This is a genomic window from Xanthomonas sp. D-99, from assembly GCF_017746145.1.
Classification (GTDB): domain Bacteria; phylum Pseudomonadota; class Gammaproteobacteria; order Xanthomonadales; family Xanthomonadaceae; genus Xanthomonas; species Xanthomonas cissicola.
The window spans coordinates 52,849-69,854 of the sequence record NZ_JAGHWU010000070.1 but is presented as its reverse complement, the minus strand read 5'-3'; the positions used below and the strand labels follow the sequence as shown (position 1 = coordinate 69,854).

The 17,006-nt window shown below is 64.4% G+C and carries 11 protein-coding genes; 4 read left to right on the top strand and 7 right to left on the bottom strand.

What is annotated here, in order from left to right; translation table 11 throughout:
* Window positions 1-184 precede the first annotated feature (184 nt).
* Window positions 185-841, top strand: coding sequence for a thiopurine S-methyltransferase (locus J7360_RS18675; protein ID WP_057661957.1), 657 nt, complete (start codon window positions 185-187; stop codon window positions 839-841).
* Between the two features lie 265 nt (window positions 842-1,106).
* On the opposite strand, the gene bfr is transcribed toward J7360_RS18675, so the two are convergent.
* The gene (gene bfr / locus J7360_RS18670) at window positions 1,107-1,592 is read right to left on the bottom strand and encodes a bacterioferritin (RefSeq protein ID WP_007966656.1); all 486 of its coding nucleotides are present in this window, start codon (window positions 1,590-1,592) and stop codon (window positions 1,107-1,109) included.
* 147 nt (window positions 1,593-1,739) lie between these two features.
* On the opposite strand from bfr, the gene J7360_RS18665 reads away from it, so the two are divergent.
* The 3 genes from J7360_RS18665 (at window position 1,740) to hpaM (ending at window position 8,218) form a co-directional block, all read left to right on the top strand.
* Window positions 1,740-4,157 carry a penicillin acylase family protein gene (locus J7360_RS18665; RefSeq protein ID WP_057661960.1) on the top strand — a complete coding sequence of 806 codons (2,418 nt, stop codon included), beginning with the start codon at window positions 1,740-1,742 and terminating at the stop codon, window positions 4,155-4,157.
* 425 nt (window positions 4,158-4,582) lie between these two features.
* Window positions 4,583-6,721: a TonB-dependent receptor gene (locus J7360_RS18660; RefSeq protein WP_007971775.1), complete on the top strand. Its 2,139-nt coding sequence runs from the start codon at window positions 4,583-4,585 to the stop codon at window positions 6,719-6,721.
* Window positions 6,722-7,165: 444 nt separating this feature from the next.
* Window positions 7,166-8,218, top strand: a complete 1,053-nt coding sequence (gene hpaM / locus J7360_RS18655; RefSeq protein ID WP_033481302.1) for a type III secretion-associated outer membrane-bound protein HpaM — start codon at window positions 7,166-7,168, stop codon at window positions 8,216-8,218.
* Between the two features lie 67 nt (window positions 8,219-8,285).
* Here hpaM and asnB read toward each other — a convergent pair whose 3' ends face one another.
* The 6 genes from asnB to map form a co-directional block, all read right to left on the bottom strand.
* On the bottom strand, window positions 8,286-9,980 hold the full coding sequence (gene asnB / locus J7360_RS18650) for an asparagine synthase B (RefSeq protein ID WP_007966648.1): 1,695 nt from the start codon (window positions 9,978-9,980) through the stop codon (window positions 8,286-8,288).
* 294 nt (window positions 9,981-10,274) lie between these two features.
* On the bottom strand, window positions 10,275-11,405 hold the full coding sequence (dapE, locus tag J7360_RS18645) for a succinyl-diaminopimelate desuccinylase (RefSeq protein WP_057661966.1): 1,131 nt from the start codon (window positions 11,403-11,405) through the stop codon (window positions 10,275-10,277).
* A gap of 247 nt (window positions 11,406-11,652) precedes the next feature.
* Window positions 11,653-12,009: an arsenate reductase gene (locus J7360_RS18640; protein WP_007966645.1), complete on the bottom strand. Its 357-nt coding sequence runs from the start codon at window positions 12,007-12,009 to the stop codon at window positions 11,653-11,655.
* Window positions 12,010-12,197: 188 nt separating this feature from the next.
* The gene (gene dapD / locus J7360_RS18635; protein WP_033481301.1) at window positions 12,198-13,400 is read right to left on the bottom strand and encodes a 2,3,4,5-tetrahydropyridine-2,6-dicarboxylate N-succinyltransferase; all 1,203 of its coding nucleotides are present in this window, start codon (window positions 13,398-13,400) and stop codon (window positions 12,198-12,200) included.
* Between the two features lie 22 nt (window positions 13,401-13,422).
* Window positions 13,423-16,032 (bottom strand): [protein-PII] uridylyltransferase, encoded by a 2,610-nt coding sequence (locus J7360_RS18630; RefSeq protein WP_209034459.1) that lies wholly within the window; start codon window positions 16,030-16,032, stop codon window positions 13,423-13,425.
* On the bottom strand, window positions 16,029-16,805 hold the full coding sequence (gene map, locus J7360_RS18625) for a type I methionyl aminopeptidase (protein ID WP_008576697.1): 777 nt from the start codon (window positions 16,803-16,805) through the stop codon (window positions 16,029-16,031). Before map ends, J7360_RS18630 begins: the two co-directional genes overlap by 4 nt.
* Window positions 16,806-17,006: the final 201 nt, after the last annotated feature.

Here is a 17,006-nt window from a genome sequence, read left to right as displayed (position 1 = left end):
CTCGCCTCAGGCTGCTGAGGCGGGCAGAGGCAATAAAACTGCTGAGGCACTGGCTTCAAGTATTCGCTCTTCCAGGCACAACGATGCCATCGCGACGCCCTGCCAACGCTGCGCACCGCTTCAGAACGCACCACACCCCACTCTCACATGACCACAGTGGAGGCAGCCACTGACAAGGCAACGCATGGACACGAACTTCTGGTTGGAACGTTGGCAGCTGGGACACACCGGCTTTCATCAGCAAGAGGTGTTGCCGCTGCTGCAAAAGCACTGGCACGCGCTGGATTTGCCAGAGGAGTCGCGCGTGTTGGTACCCCTGTGCGGCAAGACGCTGGACATGCACTGGCTGGCGGCGCAAGGCCATCGCGTGCTTGGCGTGGAGCTGTCGCAGCTGGCGGTGACGCAATTCTTCGATGAAGCAGGCCTTCAACCGCAACGTCACACCAGCGCTGCAGGGGAGCACTTCATTGCCGGCCCGATCGAGATCATCTGCGGCGATGCATTCGCGCTGGACGCCAGCGTGCTGGCCGACTGCACGGCCGTCTACGACCGTGCCGCATTGGTCGCGCTACCGGCCGACCTGCGCCTGCGTTACCTGCAAACGGTCTACGCGCAGTTGCCCACACACTGCCGCGGCCTGCTGATCACCCTGGAATATCCGCAGGCAGAAAAGGCCGGCCCACCGTTCTCGGTGGACGCAACGCACGTGCATGCACTTTTCGATGCTGCCTGGCAGGTGGACCAGTTGGAACGGCGCGACATCCTCGATCAGGAACCACGCTTCCGCGATGAAGGTGTCACTGGGTTGTCGACTGCCGTCTATCGCCTGCAACGCCGCTGAAACGGCCGTCGAACCCGGCACGCCATCACGTCGCAATTGCATGGCGTGCATGCGGCGAGCGCCGCTGGCCGATCAGGACAACGCGGCATTGCCCCATGTGGCAGGCCTGCAGCAAACACGTCAAAACCCACTCCTGCAGCCGGCTGCAGGAGCGGCAGGCAGGTCGCACAGACCATCGTCGGGAATGGCCAGGCACGCATATTCCATGCCGAGCCGGTTCACGCTGCGTCAGCCAGCCAGGCGACTGCGCAGCGTCGTTGCCGGCTCAACCGGCGACATCGCCCTTATCGATCTTCGAGGTCTGGTACAGCTCCAGCCCGATGCGCTTGATCAGGCCAAGCTGCTGCTCCAGCCACCATGCATGATCTTCTTCGGTGTCCTGCAGCTGCTTGAGCAGCACGTCGCGGCTGACATAGTCGCCATGCTCTTCGCACAGCTTCATGCCGGCAGCGAGCGCAGCGCGCACTTCGTACTCGACAACCAGGTCGCGCTCCAGCATTTCGACCACGGTCTTGCCGGGGGTGAATTCGGCCGGGCGCATGTCCGGGTCGCCTTCCAGGAACAGGATGCGCCGCAGCAGCGCGTCGGCGTGCTCGGTTTCCTCTTCCATTTCATGGTTGATGCGCTCGTACAGCGCCATCAGGCCCTGATCCTCGTACCGGCGCGAATGCAGGAAATATTGATCGCGGGCCGCCAATTCGCCGCGCAGCAGCTGCTTGAGGTAATCGACGACTTCGGGATGGCCTTTCATGGTGTGCTCCAGCGACGCAATGCGCGCATGGTGCCCTAAGCCGCCGGGCAATGATCTAATCGGAATCACTTTCAGTTGCGCTTGCGGCCAGACCCGCTACGGTCATGTCCGCCGGCCACACTTTCACCGGGCTCCAAGGAACCGACAATGCGTCAATGGCTGGGCCGGCTGCTGCTGGGAATCGGGTTGCTGGTCCTGGCGGCCAGCCTGGGGCTGTATCTGTTGATGCGCGGCAGCCTGCCGCAGTTGGACGGCGACAGCGCGCTCAGCGGCCTGGCTGCGCCGGTCAGCGTGCAGCGCGACCGGCTGGGCGTGGTCACCATCGATGCAGCAAACCAGCTCGATGCGATGCGTGCGCTCGGCTACGTGCATGCGCAGGAACGCTATTTCGAGATGGATCTGATGCGCCGCGCACCGGCCGGCGAGTTGTCCGAGCTGTTTGGCGCCGAGGCCGTGGGCCTGGACAAGCGCAACCGCGTGCATCGCCTGCGCGCGCGCGTGCAGGCCAGCCTGGATATCGCCACCGGCAGTCAGCGCGCCGCATTGCAAGCGTATACCGATGGCGTCAATGCAGGACTGGCAGCACTGCGCGTACGGCCCTGGCCCTATCTGCTGCTGCGCCAGACACCGCGTGCGTGGACGCTGGACGACTCCATCCTCACCGGCCTTGCGATGTACGCAGACCTGCAGGACAGCGACAACCAGACCGAGCTGGCCGCTGCGCGCATCCGTGCCGTGGTACCCCCTGCGCTGGCGGCACTGTTCGACCATCAGGGCTCCAGTTGGGACGCGCCGATGTTCGGGCCGCCACAAGGCGATGCCAGCGTGCCGGATGCGGCCACGCTGGACCTACGGCGTCTACCGCATCTGCCTGCCGCGCCACACGCGGAAACGCCGACGCCGGGCAGCAACAACTTCGCGGTAGACGGCAGCCTCACCGCCGACGGCCGCGCCATCGTTGCCGACGACATGCACCTGGGCCTGCGCGCGCCCAATATCTGGTTCCGCGCACGCATGCGCTATGCAGACAGCAATGCGCCCGAGGGCAAGGTGGATGTCACCGGATTCACCCTGCCGGGTCTGCCGGCGGTGGTCGTGGGCAGCAACGGGCATGTGGCTTGGGCATTTACCAACAGTTACATCGACACTGCGGATTTCGCGCGCATTCCCGCACCTACACCGGGTCACCCACAGGCACTGACCAGGCACGTGGAAACCATCCGCGTGGCGGGCGCAGCGCCGGTGCAGTTCGAGGTCCGTGAAGCGACGTGGGGACCGGTATTGCACGTCAACGCCGACGGCAGCGCGCTGGCATTGCGCTGGGCGGCGCAGTTGCCCGGTGCGATCCGGTTGGACTTCGCCCAGATGAGCACGGCGGGCGATCTGCAGGCGGCGTTTGCGGTGGCCGACCGCTCCGGCATTCCGGCGCAGAACCTGCTGCTTGCCGATCGCAGCGGGCGCATCGCCTGGCGCCTGATCGGCGCGCGCCCCGCGCGCAATGCCGGGTGCGGCCCGAGCGGGATTGCCGAATTGGCGACATCGACGCCCGCACCTGAGGCAGCATCCAGCGCACCTGCAGAGACGGCTGCAACGCCTTCGATGTCGGGCACCTGCCTGCCATGGTCGCTGCGCAGCGATGCTGCGCCTGCGTTGATCGATCCGCCGTCGCACCGGCTCTGGACCGCCAACAACCGTATCGTCGATGCGCAACAACTGGCCACGCTTGGCAACGCAGGTTACGACCTTGGCGCGCGTGCGCAGCAGATTCGCGAGGATCTTTTCGCAAAGCAGCGCTTCAACGAACGCGATCTGCTCGCCATCCAGCTCGACGATCGCGCCGTGCTGCTCACGCGCTGGTGGCAACTGCTGCGTAGCGTGGTCGAGCACAGCAAGGATCCGGCGCTGCAACAGGTTGCACACGCCACGCGCCACTGGGATGGGCGCGCATCGACTGACTCGGCCAGCTATCGCATCGTGCGCCAATTTCGCAGCAAGACCATCGAGGCGGTGGAAGCCGGCCTGCTGGCACCGGCAAAAGCCGCACTTGGCGCGGAGTTCCTGCCGCCACGTCGCGCGCAACTGGAGGGCATCGTCTGGCCGTTGCTGCAACAGCGCCCGGCCCACCTGTTGTCGCCCGCCGTCGCAAGTTGGGAGCAGTTGCTCGACGATGCCGTGCGCAGAGCGCAGTCAGACGTGATTGCTGAAGACGCGCAAAGCGAACCGCGCGGCCAGCACACCTGGGGCCAGCGCAACACCGCCTCCATCTGCCACCCCATTGCGCGTGCACTGCCCGCCCTGGCCAAGCGCTGGCTCTGCATGCCGCCCGATCAACTGCCGGGCGACCGCGACATGCCGCGCGTGCAAGGCCCGGCCTTTGGCGCCTCCGAGCGCATGGTGGTTTCGCCCGGCCACGAGCAGGACGGCATCGTGCACATGCCCGGCGGCCAGAGCGGCCACCCGCTTTCGCCGTTCTGGGGCGCGGGGCACGACGATTGGGTGCATGGCAGACCCACACCATTTTTGCCCACTGCCACGCGTTACACGCTGCAACTGCGTCCGCAGTAAAAGCGGGCGGAAACGCTGTTGCGCAGCGTCCAGCGAACAAGGACCAAGGCGTTCGAGCATCGCTGCTCCACAAAGCGCCCCTCCCCTTGGGGGTGAGGTTACGGGCATCACGCACTACTGATTAGTGCGCAATGTGACCCTTCGCGCGCGCCCATCAGGCTTCGCACCCGCCTTCATCCGCCCTTCGGGCACCTGCTACTCAATGAAGGGGACGATGTCCCGGCGGGGGAAGGGAAGCCGTGCACGCATGCCTTGTGCATTTGCGCGTTCTGCATCTTTCGCATCTCGGATGTATGGATCCGCGCACGCGCACACGCGCGCATGCATCCTCCACCAAGCATGGCCCCCGGCACCTCGGCGAGCTCCGTGATCAAGCAAGCACATCATGCTAAGATGCATTTGATAACCATTCTCATTAGTGACCAATGCGCCCCACGCTTCTTGTCACCGCGCTCGCCGCTGCGCTCGCTCTGCACACCCTGCCCGCCCTCGCTCAACACACCACCACGCCAGCCGTGACAGAGCTGGATGGCGTTGATGTCATCGGCCGTGCGCAGACGCTCTACAAGTCCGAAGACGCCGCTGTTGCCACGCGCACCGATACCCCGCTGGCGCTGGTGCCGCAGTCGGTGCAGGTGCTGCCGCGCGAGTTGATCGACGACCAGGCCGCGCGGCAGATCACCGATCTGTACCGCAGCATCAGCGGCATCAGCTTCTTCAGCTATGCCGGTGTGACCTTGCGCGGTTTCCGCCAGGAAAACGTGCTGTACGACGGCCTACGCGGCGACCCGTATGCCGGGTTCTCGGTGCCGCAGCTGTTCAACATCGAACGCGTCGAGGTGCTCAAGGGCCCGGCCGGTGCGCTGTACGGCGGTGGCGAACCCGGGGGTGTGATCAACTATGTCACGCGCAAGCCCGGTCATCAGGCGGCGCGCCGCATCGAACTGCAGCTGGGCAATCAATCCTTCGGTGCAGCCTCGTTCGAGGCCACCGGCCCTGCGCGCGAAGACGGCCGCATCCGTTACCGCATCGGCGCCTATGCCGATGGCGAAGACGGGTTTCGTTGGAATACCGACAGCCAGAGCCAGATCGGCGATGCGTCGGTGGCCTTCGATCTCGGCGACACCGGCGAGCTCACCCTGCAATACACCGACATCACCCAGAACCTGGGCGGCAACCGCCTGCGCGGCGTGCCGGTCGATAACGACGGCAACTTCCTCACCGACCGGCGCTGGAACCACAACGAACCTACCGACTTTCTGGACATGCGCGCCAAGGTGGCATTTGCGCAGTACCGGTTTGCGCCGTCCAGCGCGTGGGAGGTGGACATGGCGCTGCGCTGGTTCAAGAACCAAGAGCATCAGATCTATCACGAGCCGATGGGCTTGATCGACCGCGATCGCGACGGCACTACCGAGTGGATGACCCGGCAGTTGCGCAATCAATACCGCGACAACGATGCGATCTCCAGCAACGTCAATGCGGTGTTCCGCACCAGCACCGCTGCGATCGAGCACAAGCTGCTGATGGGCGCGGACTACTACCGGCTGGACGCGGATTTCCGCGCGCAAACCGCCAACACCGCCGACACCGGACGCGTGCGTGGCCCGGTGCCTGGCATCGATTTGTTCAATCCGGTATACGGCCGCAGCGGCTTCTACGATTACGGTTTGGATGCCCTGCCCTGGCGCGCCACCAGCACGCGCAGTCAACGCTACGGCGCATATCTGCAGGACGAACTCACGCTGACGCCGCGCTGGTATGCCATGGCCGGGCTGCGCTGGGACGGCTTCAAGGACGACAACCTGCTAGATGGCTCGCGCGTGACCGGTAACGACCTGAGTTGGCGCGTCGGCAGCACCGTCGTGTTGCGCGAGGGCGTCAACGCTTACGCAAGTTACGCCAGCGGTTTTCTGCCGCAGGATGCCGCCAATCAGGACAGCAGCGTGGGCGGCCCGTTCGACCCGGAACGCAGCACGCAATGGGAAGTCGGCCTGAAGACTGCGCTCAACGACGGTGGGCTGACCCTCAACACGGCGCTGTATCGCATCGAACGCAGCAACATCGTGCAGGCGAACGGCAGCATCGTCGATGGGGTCAATCAGCTCTCTGCGCTTGGCCTGGTGCGCAGTGAAGGCCTGGAAGTGGATCTGCTGGCCGACCTGACCGAGCGCTGGGTGCTCAATCTCACTTATGCCTACAACGATGCACGCGTGCTCGATGCAGGCACCAATGGCATCACCAATGCCTCTGGCGATCGCTTCGCCAATGCACCGCGCAACACCTTCGGCCTGTGGACGCGCTACGACCTGCCGATGTGGCGCTCGGCGATCGCCTTCGGTGCCGACTACGTGGGCGAACGCGTCAGCCTGGATGGCCAACGCGTCAAACCGTATGCCATTTACGACATCAGCTGGCAGACGCAGTGGGACGCGTGGAAACTGCAAATCAACGTCAAGAACCTGTTCGACAAGGTCTATGCGGTGAGCGGGTTCAATACGCGCGCCGGACACTTTCCCGGCGAGCCGCGTCGCATTTACGCGCAGCTTGCTTACAGCTTCTGACGAGTGCGCAGCGAATATGTGCACGCCACCAGCCAGCGGCGATGGCAACGCAAACAGCGCATCGTGCCTGCGGTTGCCACCTGCTCAAAACACGTGTTTCTCTCTGTTGAAGGATAGAGCGTGCCTGGCCCGCTCTACCGATTGCATGTGCAAAACAGCTGTAAACGGGCGCAAGTCGTGGCTTGAAACTGCGCCCCCGTGCAGTGCAAGGCAAGTCGGACGCGGACTGCACGGCGTTCCGCTTGCAATGTGATGCAGGTCAGCGGAGCGACCTCTCGCAGTGGGCAAAACAGCCTCGACTGCAGCAGCGTAATGAACCTGCGCCGAATCGCGCGGCTGCGCATGGGCTGGAACTTAACGTCCGGTGGGACACACTAGAGTCCGTCGCGAATGTGGAGTCTTGCTCCGCACATCGCCCTCCTCCCCCCACTGACCGGAATCCGCATGCCTTTGCTTGCCCGCTCCGTTTCCGCCCTGTTGCCACTGATGTTTGCCACTGCCTGCTCGGCCGCGGCGCCAGCCAAATCCGGCCCGCCGGATGCGCCAGTGGCTGCATGCACCGCCAAGGTACGTCCTGGCCAGGACCTGCAGAAAGCCATCGACAAACTGCCGCAAAGCGACAAGCCCACGGTACTTTGCCTGGAGAAAGGCGAGTTCCCGCTCAATGGCTTGGTATCGATCCATCGCGGCAATTTCACTCTGCGCGGCCAGGGCCCCAGCACCATCGTGCGCATGGCCGACGGTGTGCAGCAGCCGGTGCTGGTGGTCGGCGACTACGAAAACCAGCAGCCCACCGGTGTGATCCGCAACGTCAGCATCGAAGACATGCAGATCGTAGCGAGCACAGGCGATAAGGAGTTCATGCCCGAGCGCCCCTACCTGAGCAACAGCGCGGTGGTGGTGCGGTCCGGACAAGGCATCCGGCTTGCAGGCCTGCAGGTCAACAAGTGCCGCAGCGCGTGCCTGTTGAGCGAGTACGACACCCGCGAGATCACCATCGAAAACAACGATGTATCCGGCGCAATCTGGGACGGCGTCTCGTTCAACCGCACCGCCAAGGTCACGATGGTCAACAACTACATCCACGACAACGTGGCCGCCGGCCTGACCACCGAGCACCTGGAAGACAGCGAGATCCGCAACAACCGTTTCGAGCGCAACGGCAGCCAGGGCATCTATCTCTCCGATGCGCGGCGCAATCGCTTCAGCAACAATCAATTCGACGGCAACAAGGTGGCCGGCGTGTTTCTGGCCTGCGCGATTCGTTATCGCACACCGGAAATCTTGTGCTGGGACAACAGCATGAGCCAGGACAACATCTTCGAGAACAACCGTTTCGCCAACACGCCGTTTACCTACACCATCGGCGTGGACCGCGCGGCCAACTGCACGGCGGCCGACTTCAAGCCGAACCTATGGCGCAATAACCAGGCCGACATGGCCGGTGTGGATATCGATCCGCAGCGCTATGGGTATTGCGTGCGTCACGAGCAATAAGACGCGCCGGTCAACACCGCGGCCGGCCGTGCAGCGATGCACGCCGGCCGCGGCAGTGACAGCAGCCTTACGAAACCAGCGCCTGCGCGTGCACTCCGGCAATCGCGCGGCCCGATGGGTCGGCCATCGCGGCAAAACTCGCGTCCCAGGCAATCGCCGTTGGCGACGAACAGGCAATCGACTTGCCGCCCGGCACGGTTTCCGCCGCCGCCTGGCCGGGGAAAAACTGCTCGAACAAGCTGCGATAGAAATACGCTTCTTTGGTCTGCGGCGGGTTGACCGGGTAGCGTCGGTCGGCGGCGGCGAGTTCGCGGTCGCTCACCTGCGCCTGCGCATGCGCCTTTAGCCCGTCGATCCAGCCATACCCCACGCCGTCGCTAAATTGCTCTTTCTGACGCCACAGGATCGATTCGGGCAGATAGCCGGCGAATGCCTCGCGCAGTACGCCCTTCTCCATGCGCGTCGCCCCGCTGCTGGTCTTGTCGATCATCTTGAACCTGGCATCCATGCGCATCGCCACATCCAGGAATTCGCGGTCCAGGAACGGCACACGTGGCTCTACGCCCCAGGCCATCATCGACTTGTTCGCGCGCAGGCAGTCGTAGTTGTTGAGCGCGTCGAGCTTGCGTACCAGCTCTTCGTGGAATTCGCGCGCATCCGGTGCCTTATGGAAATACAGGTAGCCGCCGAAGATCTCATCGCTGCCTTCGCCGGAAAGCACCATCTTGACGCCCATTGCCTTGATCCGCCGCGCCAGCAAGAACATCGGTGTGGAGGCGCGAATGGTGGTGACGTCATAGGTTTCGATGTGGCGAATGACGTCGGGCAATGCATCCAGGCCTTCGTCGAAGGTGTATTCGAAACCGTGATGCACCGTGCCGAGCGCTGCGGCGGCCACTTCGGCCGCGGCCAGATCTGGCGAGCCCTTCAAGCCGATCGCGAACGAATGCAGGCGCGGCCACCAAGCTTCGGTGGTGTCGTTTTCTTCGATGCGGTGACGGGCGTAGCGCGCGGCGACCGCGGCGACCAACGACGAATCCAGGCCACCGGACAGCAACACGCCGTACGGCACGTCGGTCATGAGCTGACGGTGCACGGCGCGCTCGAAGGCTTCGCGCAATTCCTGCAGTTGCACCTGTACACCTTCCACCGCGCCGTATTGGCGCCAGGCGCGCTCGTAGTAACGGTTCAGTGCGCCGGTGGCGCTGTCGTACCAATGGCCCGGCGGAAACTGCGCCGCATCGGCGCAATCGTCCACCAGCGATTTCAGTTCCGAGGCCACACGCAAACGGCCTTCGCGGTCATGCCCCCAGTACAGCGGCACCACACCGATCGGGTCGCGCGCGATGATGACGCGACCTTCCGTCTTGTCCCACAGCGCGAATGCAAAGATGCCGTTGAGGCGGTTGAGATACGAGGCCGGCGTATCTTCGCGATACAGCGCATTGATCACCTCGCAGTCGGAGCCGGTCTGGAACGCGTACGGCTGCAGCAGCTCCGCCTTGAGTTCGCGATGGTTGTAGATCTCGCCATTGACCGCCAAGGCGAGCTGCCCGTCTTCGGAGAGCAACGGTTGCGAGCCGCCGGCCGGATCGACAATGGCCAGGCGCTCGTGCACCAGGATGGCGCCGGTATCGACGTAGACGCCGCTCCAGTCGGGCCCGCGATGACGCTGCCGCTGCGAACATTCCAGCGCCTGCCGGCGCAGCGCCTGCAGGTCGTCACCGGGTTGCAGGCCGAAAATACCGAAGATGGAACACATGGAAACACTCCTGAAGAACTGCGTGGATTGGCGGCCGGTAAGAGCGTGCTGCACGGATCGACACCCATAAAAAAAAACCCGCATCGGCCGATGCGGGTTTTTCTGGTTCCTGGGCGTTTGGTGGACGTCGCCTAGTCGCAGACCCGCATCGGCCGCGCACGATTATTCGCGCGCAGATTGTTGCGGTTGGCGTTATTGAGATTGGCGAGGCGAATGACCATGTCGCCGACGCTAACGGTTCGGCTGTACCGGCGCAACTGTTTCAGTGGCAACAACGGCGTCTGCGTGGCCCGCTCACCCGACCAGCAGGCGCTCGATCAACTTGCGATACAGCGCCGGTAGCGCTTGCAGGTCGGCCACGCGCACATGCTCGTCGACCTGGTGGATGCTGGCATTGACCGGTCCCACTTCGATGCACTGCGCGCCCAATGGCGCGATGAAGCGCGCGTCGGAGGTTCCGCCACCGGTGCTTTCTTCCGGCGGCGCGCCGGCAAACTCGCCCAACACCTCACGTGCAACGCTGCGCAACCGCCCTTCCGGGGTATAGAACGGCTCGCCACTGCGGTGCCAGCGCAGCGCGTAGTCCAGCGCGTGGCGATCGAGCAGCGCAGTGATTTCGGCCTCCAGGCGCGGCGCGTCCCAGTGCGGGGTATAGCGCAGATTGAAGGCCACCTGCAGCTCGCCAGGAATCACGTTATTGGCGCCGGTGCCGGCATGGATGTTGGAGAGTTGCAGGCTGGTGGGCGGAAAGCTTTCGAAGCCGTCGTCCCATTGCCGCGCCACCAGTTCGGCCAGCGCAGGCGCTGCAAGATGGATCGGGTTGCGCGCCTTGTGCGGATACGCCACATGCCCCTGCACACCCTTGACGGTCAACGTACCGGACAGGCTGCCGCGACGGCCGACGCGCAACAGATCGCCCAGGCGCTCGGTGGACGACGGTTCGCCGGTGATGCACCAGTCGATCGTTTGCCCGCGTTCGCGAAACACCTCGGCAACCCGGCGCACGCCATCGATGGCATCGCCCTCTTCGTCCGAGGTCAACAGCACCGCCAGCGTGCCGGTATGCGATGGATGCGCAGCGACAAATTGCTCCGCGGCGACGACGAATGCGGCGACGCTGCCTTTCATGTCCGCTGCACCACGCCCGTACAGCACGCCGTCGCGGATCTGCGGATCGAACGGGTCGCTGGTCCACGCCTCGCGCGGGCCCGGCGGCACCACATCGGTATGCCCGAGCAACACCAGCACCGGCGCACCGCTGCCATGGGTTGCCCACAGATTCTCGACCTCGCCCAGGCGCAAGTGCTCGCAGCTGAAGCCGGCTGCGCGCAGGCGCTGCGCAATCGCGGCCTGACATCCGGCATCCACCGGCGTTACCGAGGCACGTGCAATGAGGTCACAGGTCAACTCCAGCACATCGCTCATGAAACGTCACCGCAGTAGAGCCGCATCTGCGGCGTTGATGGAGGGATCGCGATCCGCATCGATCGGCGTGGTTTGGTCGCGGTTGCAGCGGTGGCAGCTAACTGGTTTGCAGGCAATCATCGCGTCAGTGCCTGCGCGACGTTGAACGGCTTGCCCAGCTGATGAGTGCGCGATCAACATGCGAGACGTAACGCATCGCGACGATAGCGGCAACACGGTCCGCAGCACCGTCGAAAACCGCAGTCGCTTAGCCAATGCCGAATAGCTTCTTGAAGCCGTTATCGGAAAAGCCCTGATGCAGCGCGCCATCGTCGGTGATGACAAGCGGCCGCCGGATCAGCTGCGGGTACTCGCGCAGCAACAGCTTCCATTCGGCCGCGCTGCCCGCCACCTTGCGGTTGTCCGGCAACTGCCGCCATGTGGTCGAGGACTTGTTGATCAATGCATCGAATCCACCGACCTGCTCCGCCCACCCCACCAGGGTCTGCGGCTCCGGCTTGTGATCGCGATAGTCGACAAACGTATACGCCACACCAAAACGATCCAGCCACTTGGTGGCTTTCTTGCAGGTATCGCAGTTTTTGAGTCCGTAGAGCGTGGTCATGCGAAATATCCCAAAGTGCGGTGTGCAGAGCCCTTACTTCTTGAAAGGGGTTGCGAGAGAACTGCGCGCGAAACAACCGGTAAGCGACTTGCAAGCGCGTTGGGGCGCGCGAGTCATGCAGCAACCGAGCGTGCAAAGGCGCACCCTCGGCCGGCGCTGCGCAGTATCTGTTGCCGATGCGAAGTGGATTAATCCGCCAGACCGCGCAACAGTTCGTTGACGCTGGTCTTGCTGCGCGTCTTGGCATCCACCTGCTTGACGATCACCGCGCAATACAGCGAGTGCGAGCCATCCTTGGAGGGCAACTGCCCGGACACCACCACGCTGTACGGCGGCACATAGCCGTAAGAAATCTCGCCGGTGGCGCGGTTGTAGATGCGTGTGCTCTGGCCGATGAACACGCCCATGCCGATCACGCTGTGGTGACCGATGACCACGCCTTCCACCACCTCCGAGCGCGCGCCGATAAAGCAGTGATCTTCGATGATGGTGGGACTGGCCTGCAGCGGTTCGAGTACGCCGCCGATGCCGGCGCCGCCGGACAAATGGCAGTGCTTGCCGATCTGCGCGCACGACCCCACGGTGGCCCAGGTATCGACCATGGTGCCTTCGCCGACATAGGCACCGATGTTGGTGAAACTCGGCATCAGCACCACGTCCTTGCCGAAGTAACTGCCGCGACGCGCCACCGCACCTGGCACGACGCGCACGCCGGCCTTGCGGAATTCGGCCTCATGGAAGCCGGCAAAGCGCGATTCCACCTTGTCCCAGAACGGCGCTGGCTGGGCGTCGATCACTGCCATCTCGTTGACGCGGAAATACAGCAGCACCGCTTTTTTCAGCCATTCGTTGACGGTCCAGCCGCCCTGCCCGTCCGGCTCGGCGACGCGGAACTGCCCGCTTTCCAGTCCGTCGACCACGCGGGTGACAATGGCACGGGTGGAACCGTCGATCTCGTCCATGGTCAGCGTGGCGCGCCGTTCGAATGCGCTTTCGATGCCCAGTTTGAGCTCGTCGCTGCCGACCTGCGTGGCGGCGCTGTGCACGGCCTGCTCGGCAATCGGCAGCTTCTTTGCCGCAGCAGCCTTCTTTGCGGCCGGTGCAGCAACCACCTTGGTCGGCTGCCTGGCCACGCGCGGTGCAGCGGAAGTCGCGGTCTTGGCGCCAGTCTTCTTTGCAACGGTTTTCGGGCTTGCTGCATCAGATGCAGCAGTCTTTTTGCCAACAGCGCCCGCTGCCGCGCCCTGCTTGCCGACGCCGACACCTGGCTTGGAGTCGGCAGCGGCCGGCACCTTGGCAGCCTTGCCGCTCGGAGCATTCGCGCGCTTGGACGCTGCGTTGGTGGTGGTGGTCGCGCTCTGCTTGGGCGCGGTCTTCTTGCTGGTGGCCATGGAGGGTCTCCGGAGTTGCTAGCTAGACAGGGTCAAGGCAGGCGCACAACGCATCGCGCAGCGCCTGCCGGGCGGATTCGGATAACGGGCGGTCATGCTCGTCGGTGATCTGGAACTGGTCTTCGGCACGCTCGCCGAAAGTGGCGATACGCGCGTCGTGCACGCGCAGGTGCTGCATGCGCAACACGTGCGCGACATCGGCGAGCTGGCCGGGGCGGTCGGGTGCGACCAGACTGATGCGGGTGCGGCGGCCACCGGCGCTTTCGCTGAACTCCACCCGCGGTGCGAAGCGGAAATGCCGCAACTGGCGCGGCACCGCACGGCGCGCCGGGCGCACCTTCTGCAGATCGCCGGCCAGCACCTGGCGCAGCGTTGCCGCCAGCCGCTGCGGGTCGCCGTCGGCATAGGTCTCCTGCGGCAACACTTCGAACACGTCGAAGATCGCATCGTGTGGCGCGTCCAGTACACGTGCGCGATGAATGCCGTAGCCCTTGCGATCGAGCGTGGCCACAATGGCCGCAAACAGCCCATCGCGGTCTGGCGAATACACGAATACTTCCAGCGCGTCGTTATCCGGCACCGCGCGACGCGCCTTGACCAGGGTCTGACCGATCTCCACTTCGATCAGCGAGGCCGCCTGCCACGCCAGTTGCTCGGGACGGAACCGCAGGAAATTCTCGTCCGGCATGCCGGCGAATTGCCGGTCGATGGTGACATCGTCATGCCCCTGCGCCTGCATCAAGGTGCGCGCCGACTCGCGCGCTTCGCGCAGCCGTTCTTCGCGCGGAGGCGGATGTTCCAGGCCCTCGCGCAACGCGCGACGCGCGGCGAAATACAGATCCGCCAACAGCCGATCTTTCCACGCGTTCCACAACTTGGGACTGGTGCCGGCGATATCGGCGCAGGTGAGCAGGTACAGATAGTCCAGACGCTCGCGGGTGCCGACCAACGTCGCGAAACGGTGGATCACCTCCGGGTCGGAAATGTCCTGCTTCTGCGCGGTGACCGACATGCGCAAGTGCTGCTCCACCAGCCAGGTCACCAGCTCGGTATCGCCTTCGCTCAAGCGATGCGCCAGGCAGAACGCGCGCGCATCCACCGCGCCCAGTTCCGAATGATCGCCGCCGCGGCCCTTGGCGATGTCGTGGAACAGGCCCGCCAGCAACAGCAGTTCCGGCTTGCGCAGACGCGGCCAGACTTCATGCGCGATCGAGAAACGTTCATCGGCACGGCCTGCGGCAAACAGCGCAATATTCCGCAACACCATCAAGGTGTGCTGGTCCACCGTGTAGACATGGAACAGGTCGAACTGCATCCGCCCGGAAACGCTGGCGAATGCCGGAATCCACTGGCCCAGCACGCCCAGCCGCGCCATGCGATTGAGCGTCTCCACCGCACGCGGGCCGCGCAGCAACGCCATGAAGCGTTCCCGGGCGGTCGCATCGGCAACCTCGTACGCCGGCAGATCGCGCAGGACCTCGGCCAGCGCGCGCGCGGTCAGCGAATGCAGTCCGCGCACCTCGCGATGCGCGGCCCATTGCGCAAACAGCGCAAACACCTGCAGCACATCGCCGTCCGGCCAGCTCTCGGGGTCGGCAGCCAGATAGCCGCGGCGCAGGCTGAAGCCGCCGCCCAGGGGCTCCGGCGTCGCTTCGCCATCGAACTGTTCTTCGAAGCGCTGCAACAGGCGGTCGCTGATGCGGCGAATCAATGCAGCGCTGCGATAAAAGCGCTGCATCATTTTTTCCACGCCCAGGCTTTCCCGGTCGTCGGCGAACCCCAACCGTTCGGCCAGGGTCTTTTGATAATCGAACCGCAGGCGCTCTTCCGGCCGGTTGGCCACGATGTGCAAACCGAAACGCAGACGGGCAAGCTCTTCGCGCTCGCGACGCAACGCGGCGGCTTCGTCGAAGCCGACATGGCCCAGCCCGACCAAGGCCTCCAGGTCCTTGACCCCGAACGCGCGCAAGGCCATCCAGCCCAGCGTCTGCAGATCGCGCAGACCGCCGGGGCCGTCCTTGATGTCGGGTTCGAGATTATCGGCGGTGTCGCCGAAGCGCTGGTGGCGCGCCAGCAATTCCTCGCGCTTGGCCTGGAAGAAATCGCGCGGCGGCCACACCTGCGGCGGCGCGATCGCTGCTAGCAGCGCCCCGCGCGCCTGGGCGTCGGCCACCAGCGCGCGCGATTCGATCAAGGCAGTGAGCACGGTCTGGTCGGCCGCCGCAGCGGTGCACTGCGCCGGCGAGCGCACCGCGTGACTGATCGGCAGGCCCACATCCCAGAGCAGCGCAAACAGGCGCGCCAGAGCCTGCTCGTGCTGCTGTTGCGCGGCGGTGTCGCCCAACACCAGCACATCCACATCCGAGCGCGGAAACAATTCGCCACGTCCATAGCCGCCGACCGCATGCAGCGACAAACCGCTATCGGCCGGAACACAGCGCATCCAGGCATTTCGCATCAATTGGTCGACCGCGCGTGCGCGCAAGGCGACCAGGCGCTCGATCGGCTCACCCTGATCGAAGCGTTTGCACAGGCGCATGTCCGCATGCACCAGCAGCGGACGGGCCTGCGCGGCCCAGTCCGCGTCGCCGGCGACGCCCGGGTCGGGTCGCTCCGCCGGCGTGGCCGTCATACCGGCGCGGGCGAATTGGCCGACAGCGTCAACACATCCACGCCGTCTTCGGTGACCGCAACCATGTGTTCCCACTGCGCAGACAGCTTGCGGTCCTTGGTGACCACGGTCCAGCCGTCGGGCAGCGTCTTATGGTGATAGGTGCCTTCGTTGATCATCGGCTCGATGGTGAAGGTCATGCCCGGCTTGAGCACCAGCCCTTCGCCCGGGCGGCCGTAATGCATCACCTGCGGCTCGTCGTGATAGACCTTGCCGATGCCGTGGCCGCAGTAGTCGCGTACCACGCTGAAGCGCTCGGCTTCGGCAAACTTCTGGATCGCATGGCCCACATCGCCCAGCGTGGCGCCCGGCTTGACCGCCCGGATGCCGCGCCACATCGCTTCATACGTCGTTTCGACCAAGCGCTTGGCCATCACCGACGGAGTGCCGACGTAGTACATGCGGCTGGTGTCGCCGTGCCAGCCGTCCTTGATGACGGTGACGTCGATGTTGACGATGTCGCCGTCTTTCAACACCTTGGCCGCACTCGGGATGCCGTGACAGATCACGTTGTTGACCGAGGTGCACACGCTCTTGGGGAAGCCGCGATAGCCGACATTGGCGGGGATGGTTCCCTGCACGTTGACGATGTGGTCGTGGCAGATGCGGTCCAGCTCGGCAGTGGTCACGCCCGGCTTCACGTGCGGTGCCACTACATCGAGCACCTCGGCGGCCAGGCGGCCGGCGACGCGCATCAGTTCGATTTCTTCTTTGGTTTTCAGATTGACGCTCATGGCCGCGATTATCGCCGATCCGGGCTGAATCTGAACGACCCGCGCCTGCGTTTTTTATGGGACACCGTGGTTCGCCTCAAGCGGACCGCACAGCAGAAAACCGTCGCAGCCTCCCATTCATGCGTGACGCAGCGCACTCGGCGTCAAAAGTTGCCTTAACGAAGCCATCCGTAAGACATCGCACTTTTACGATTAAAACGA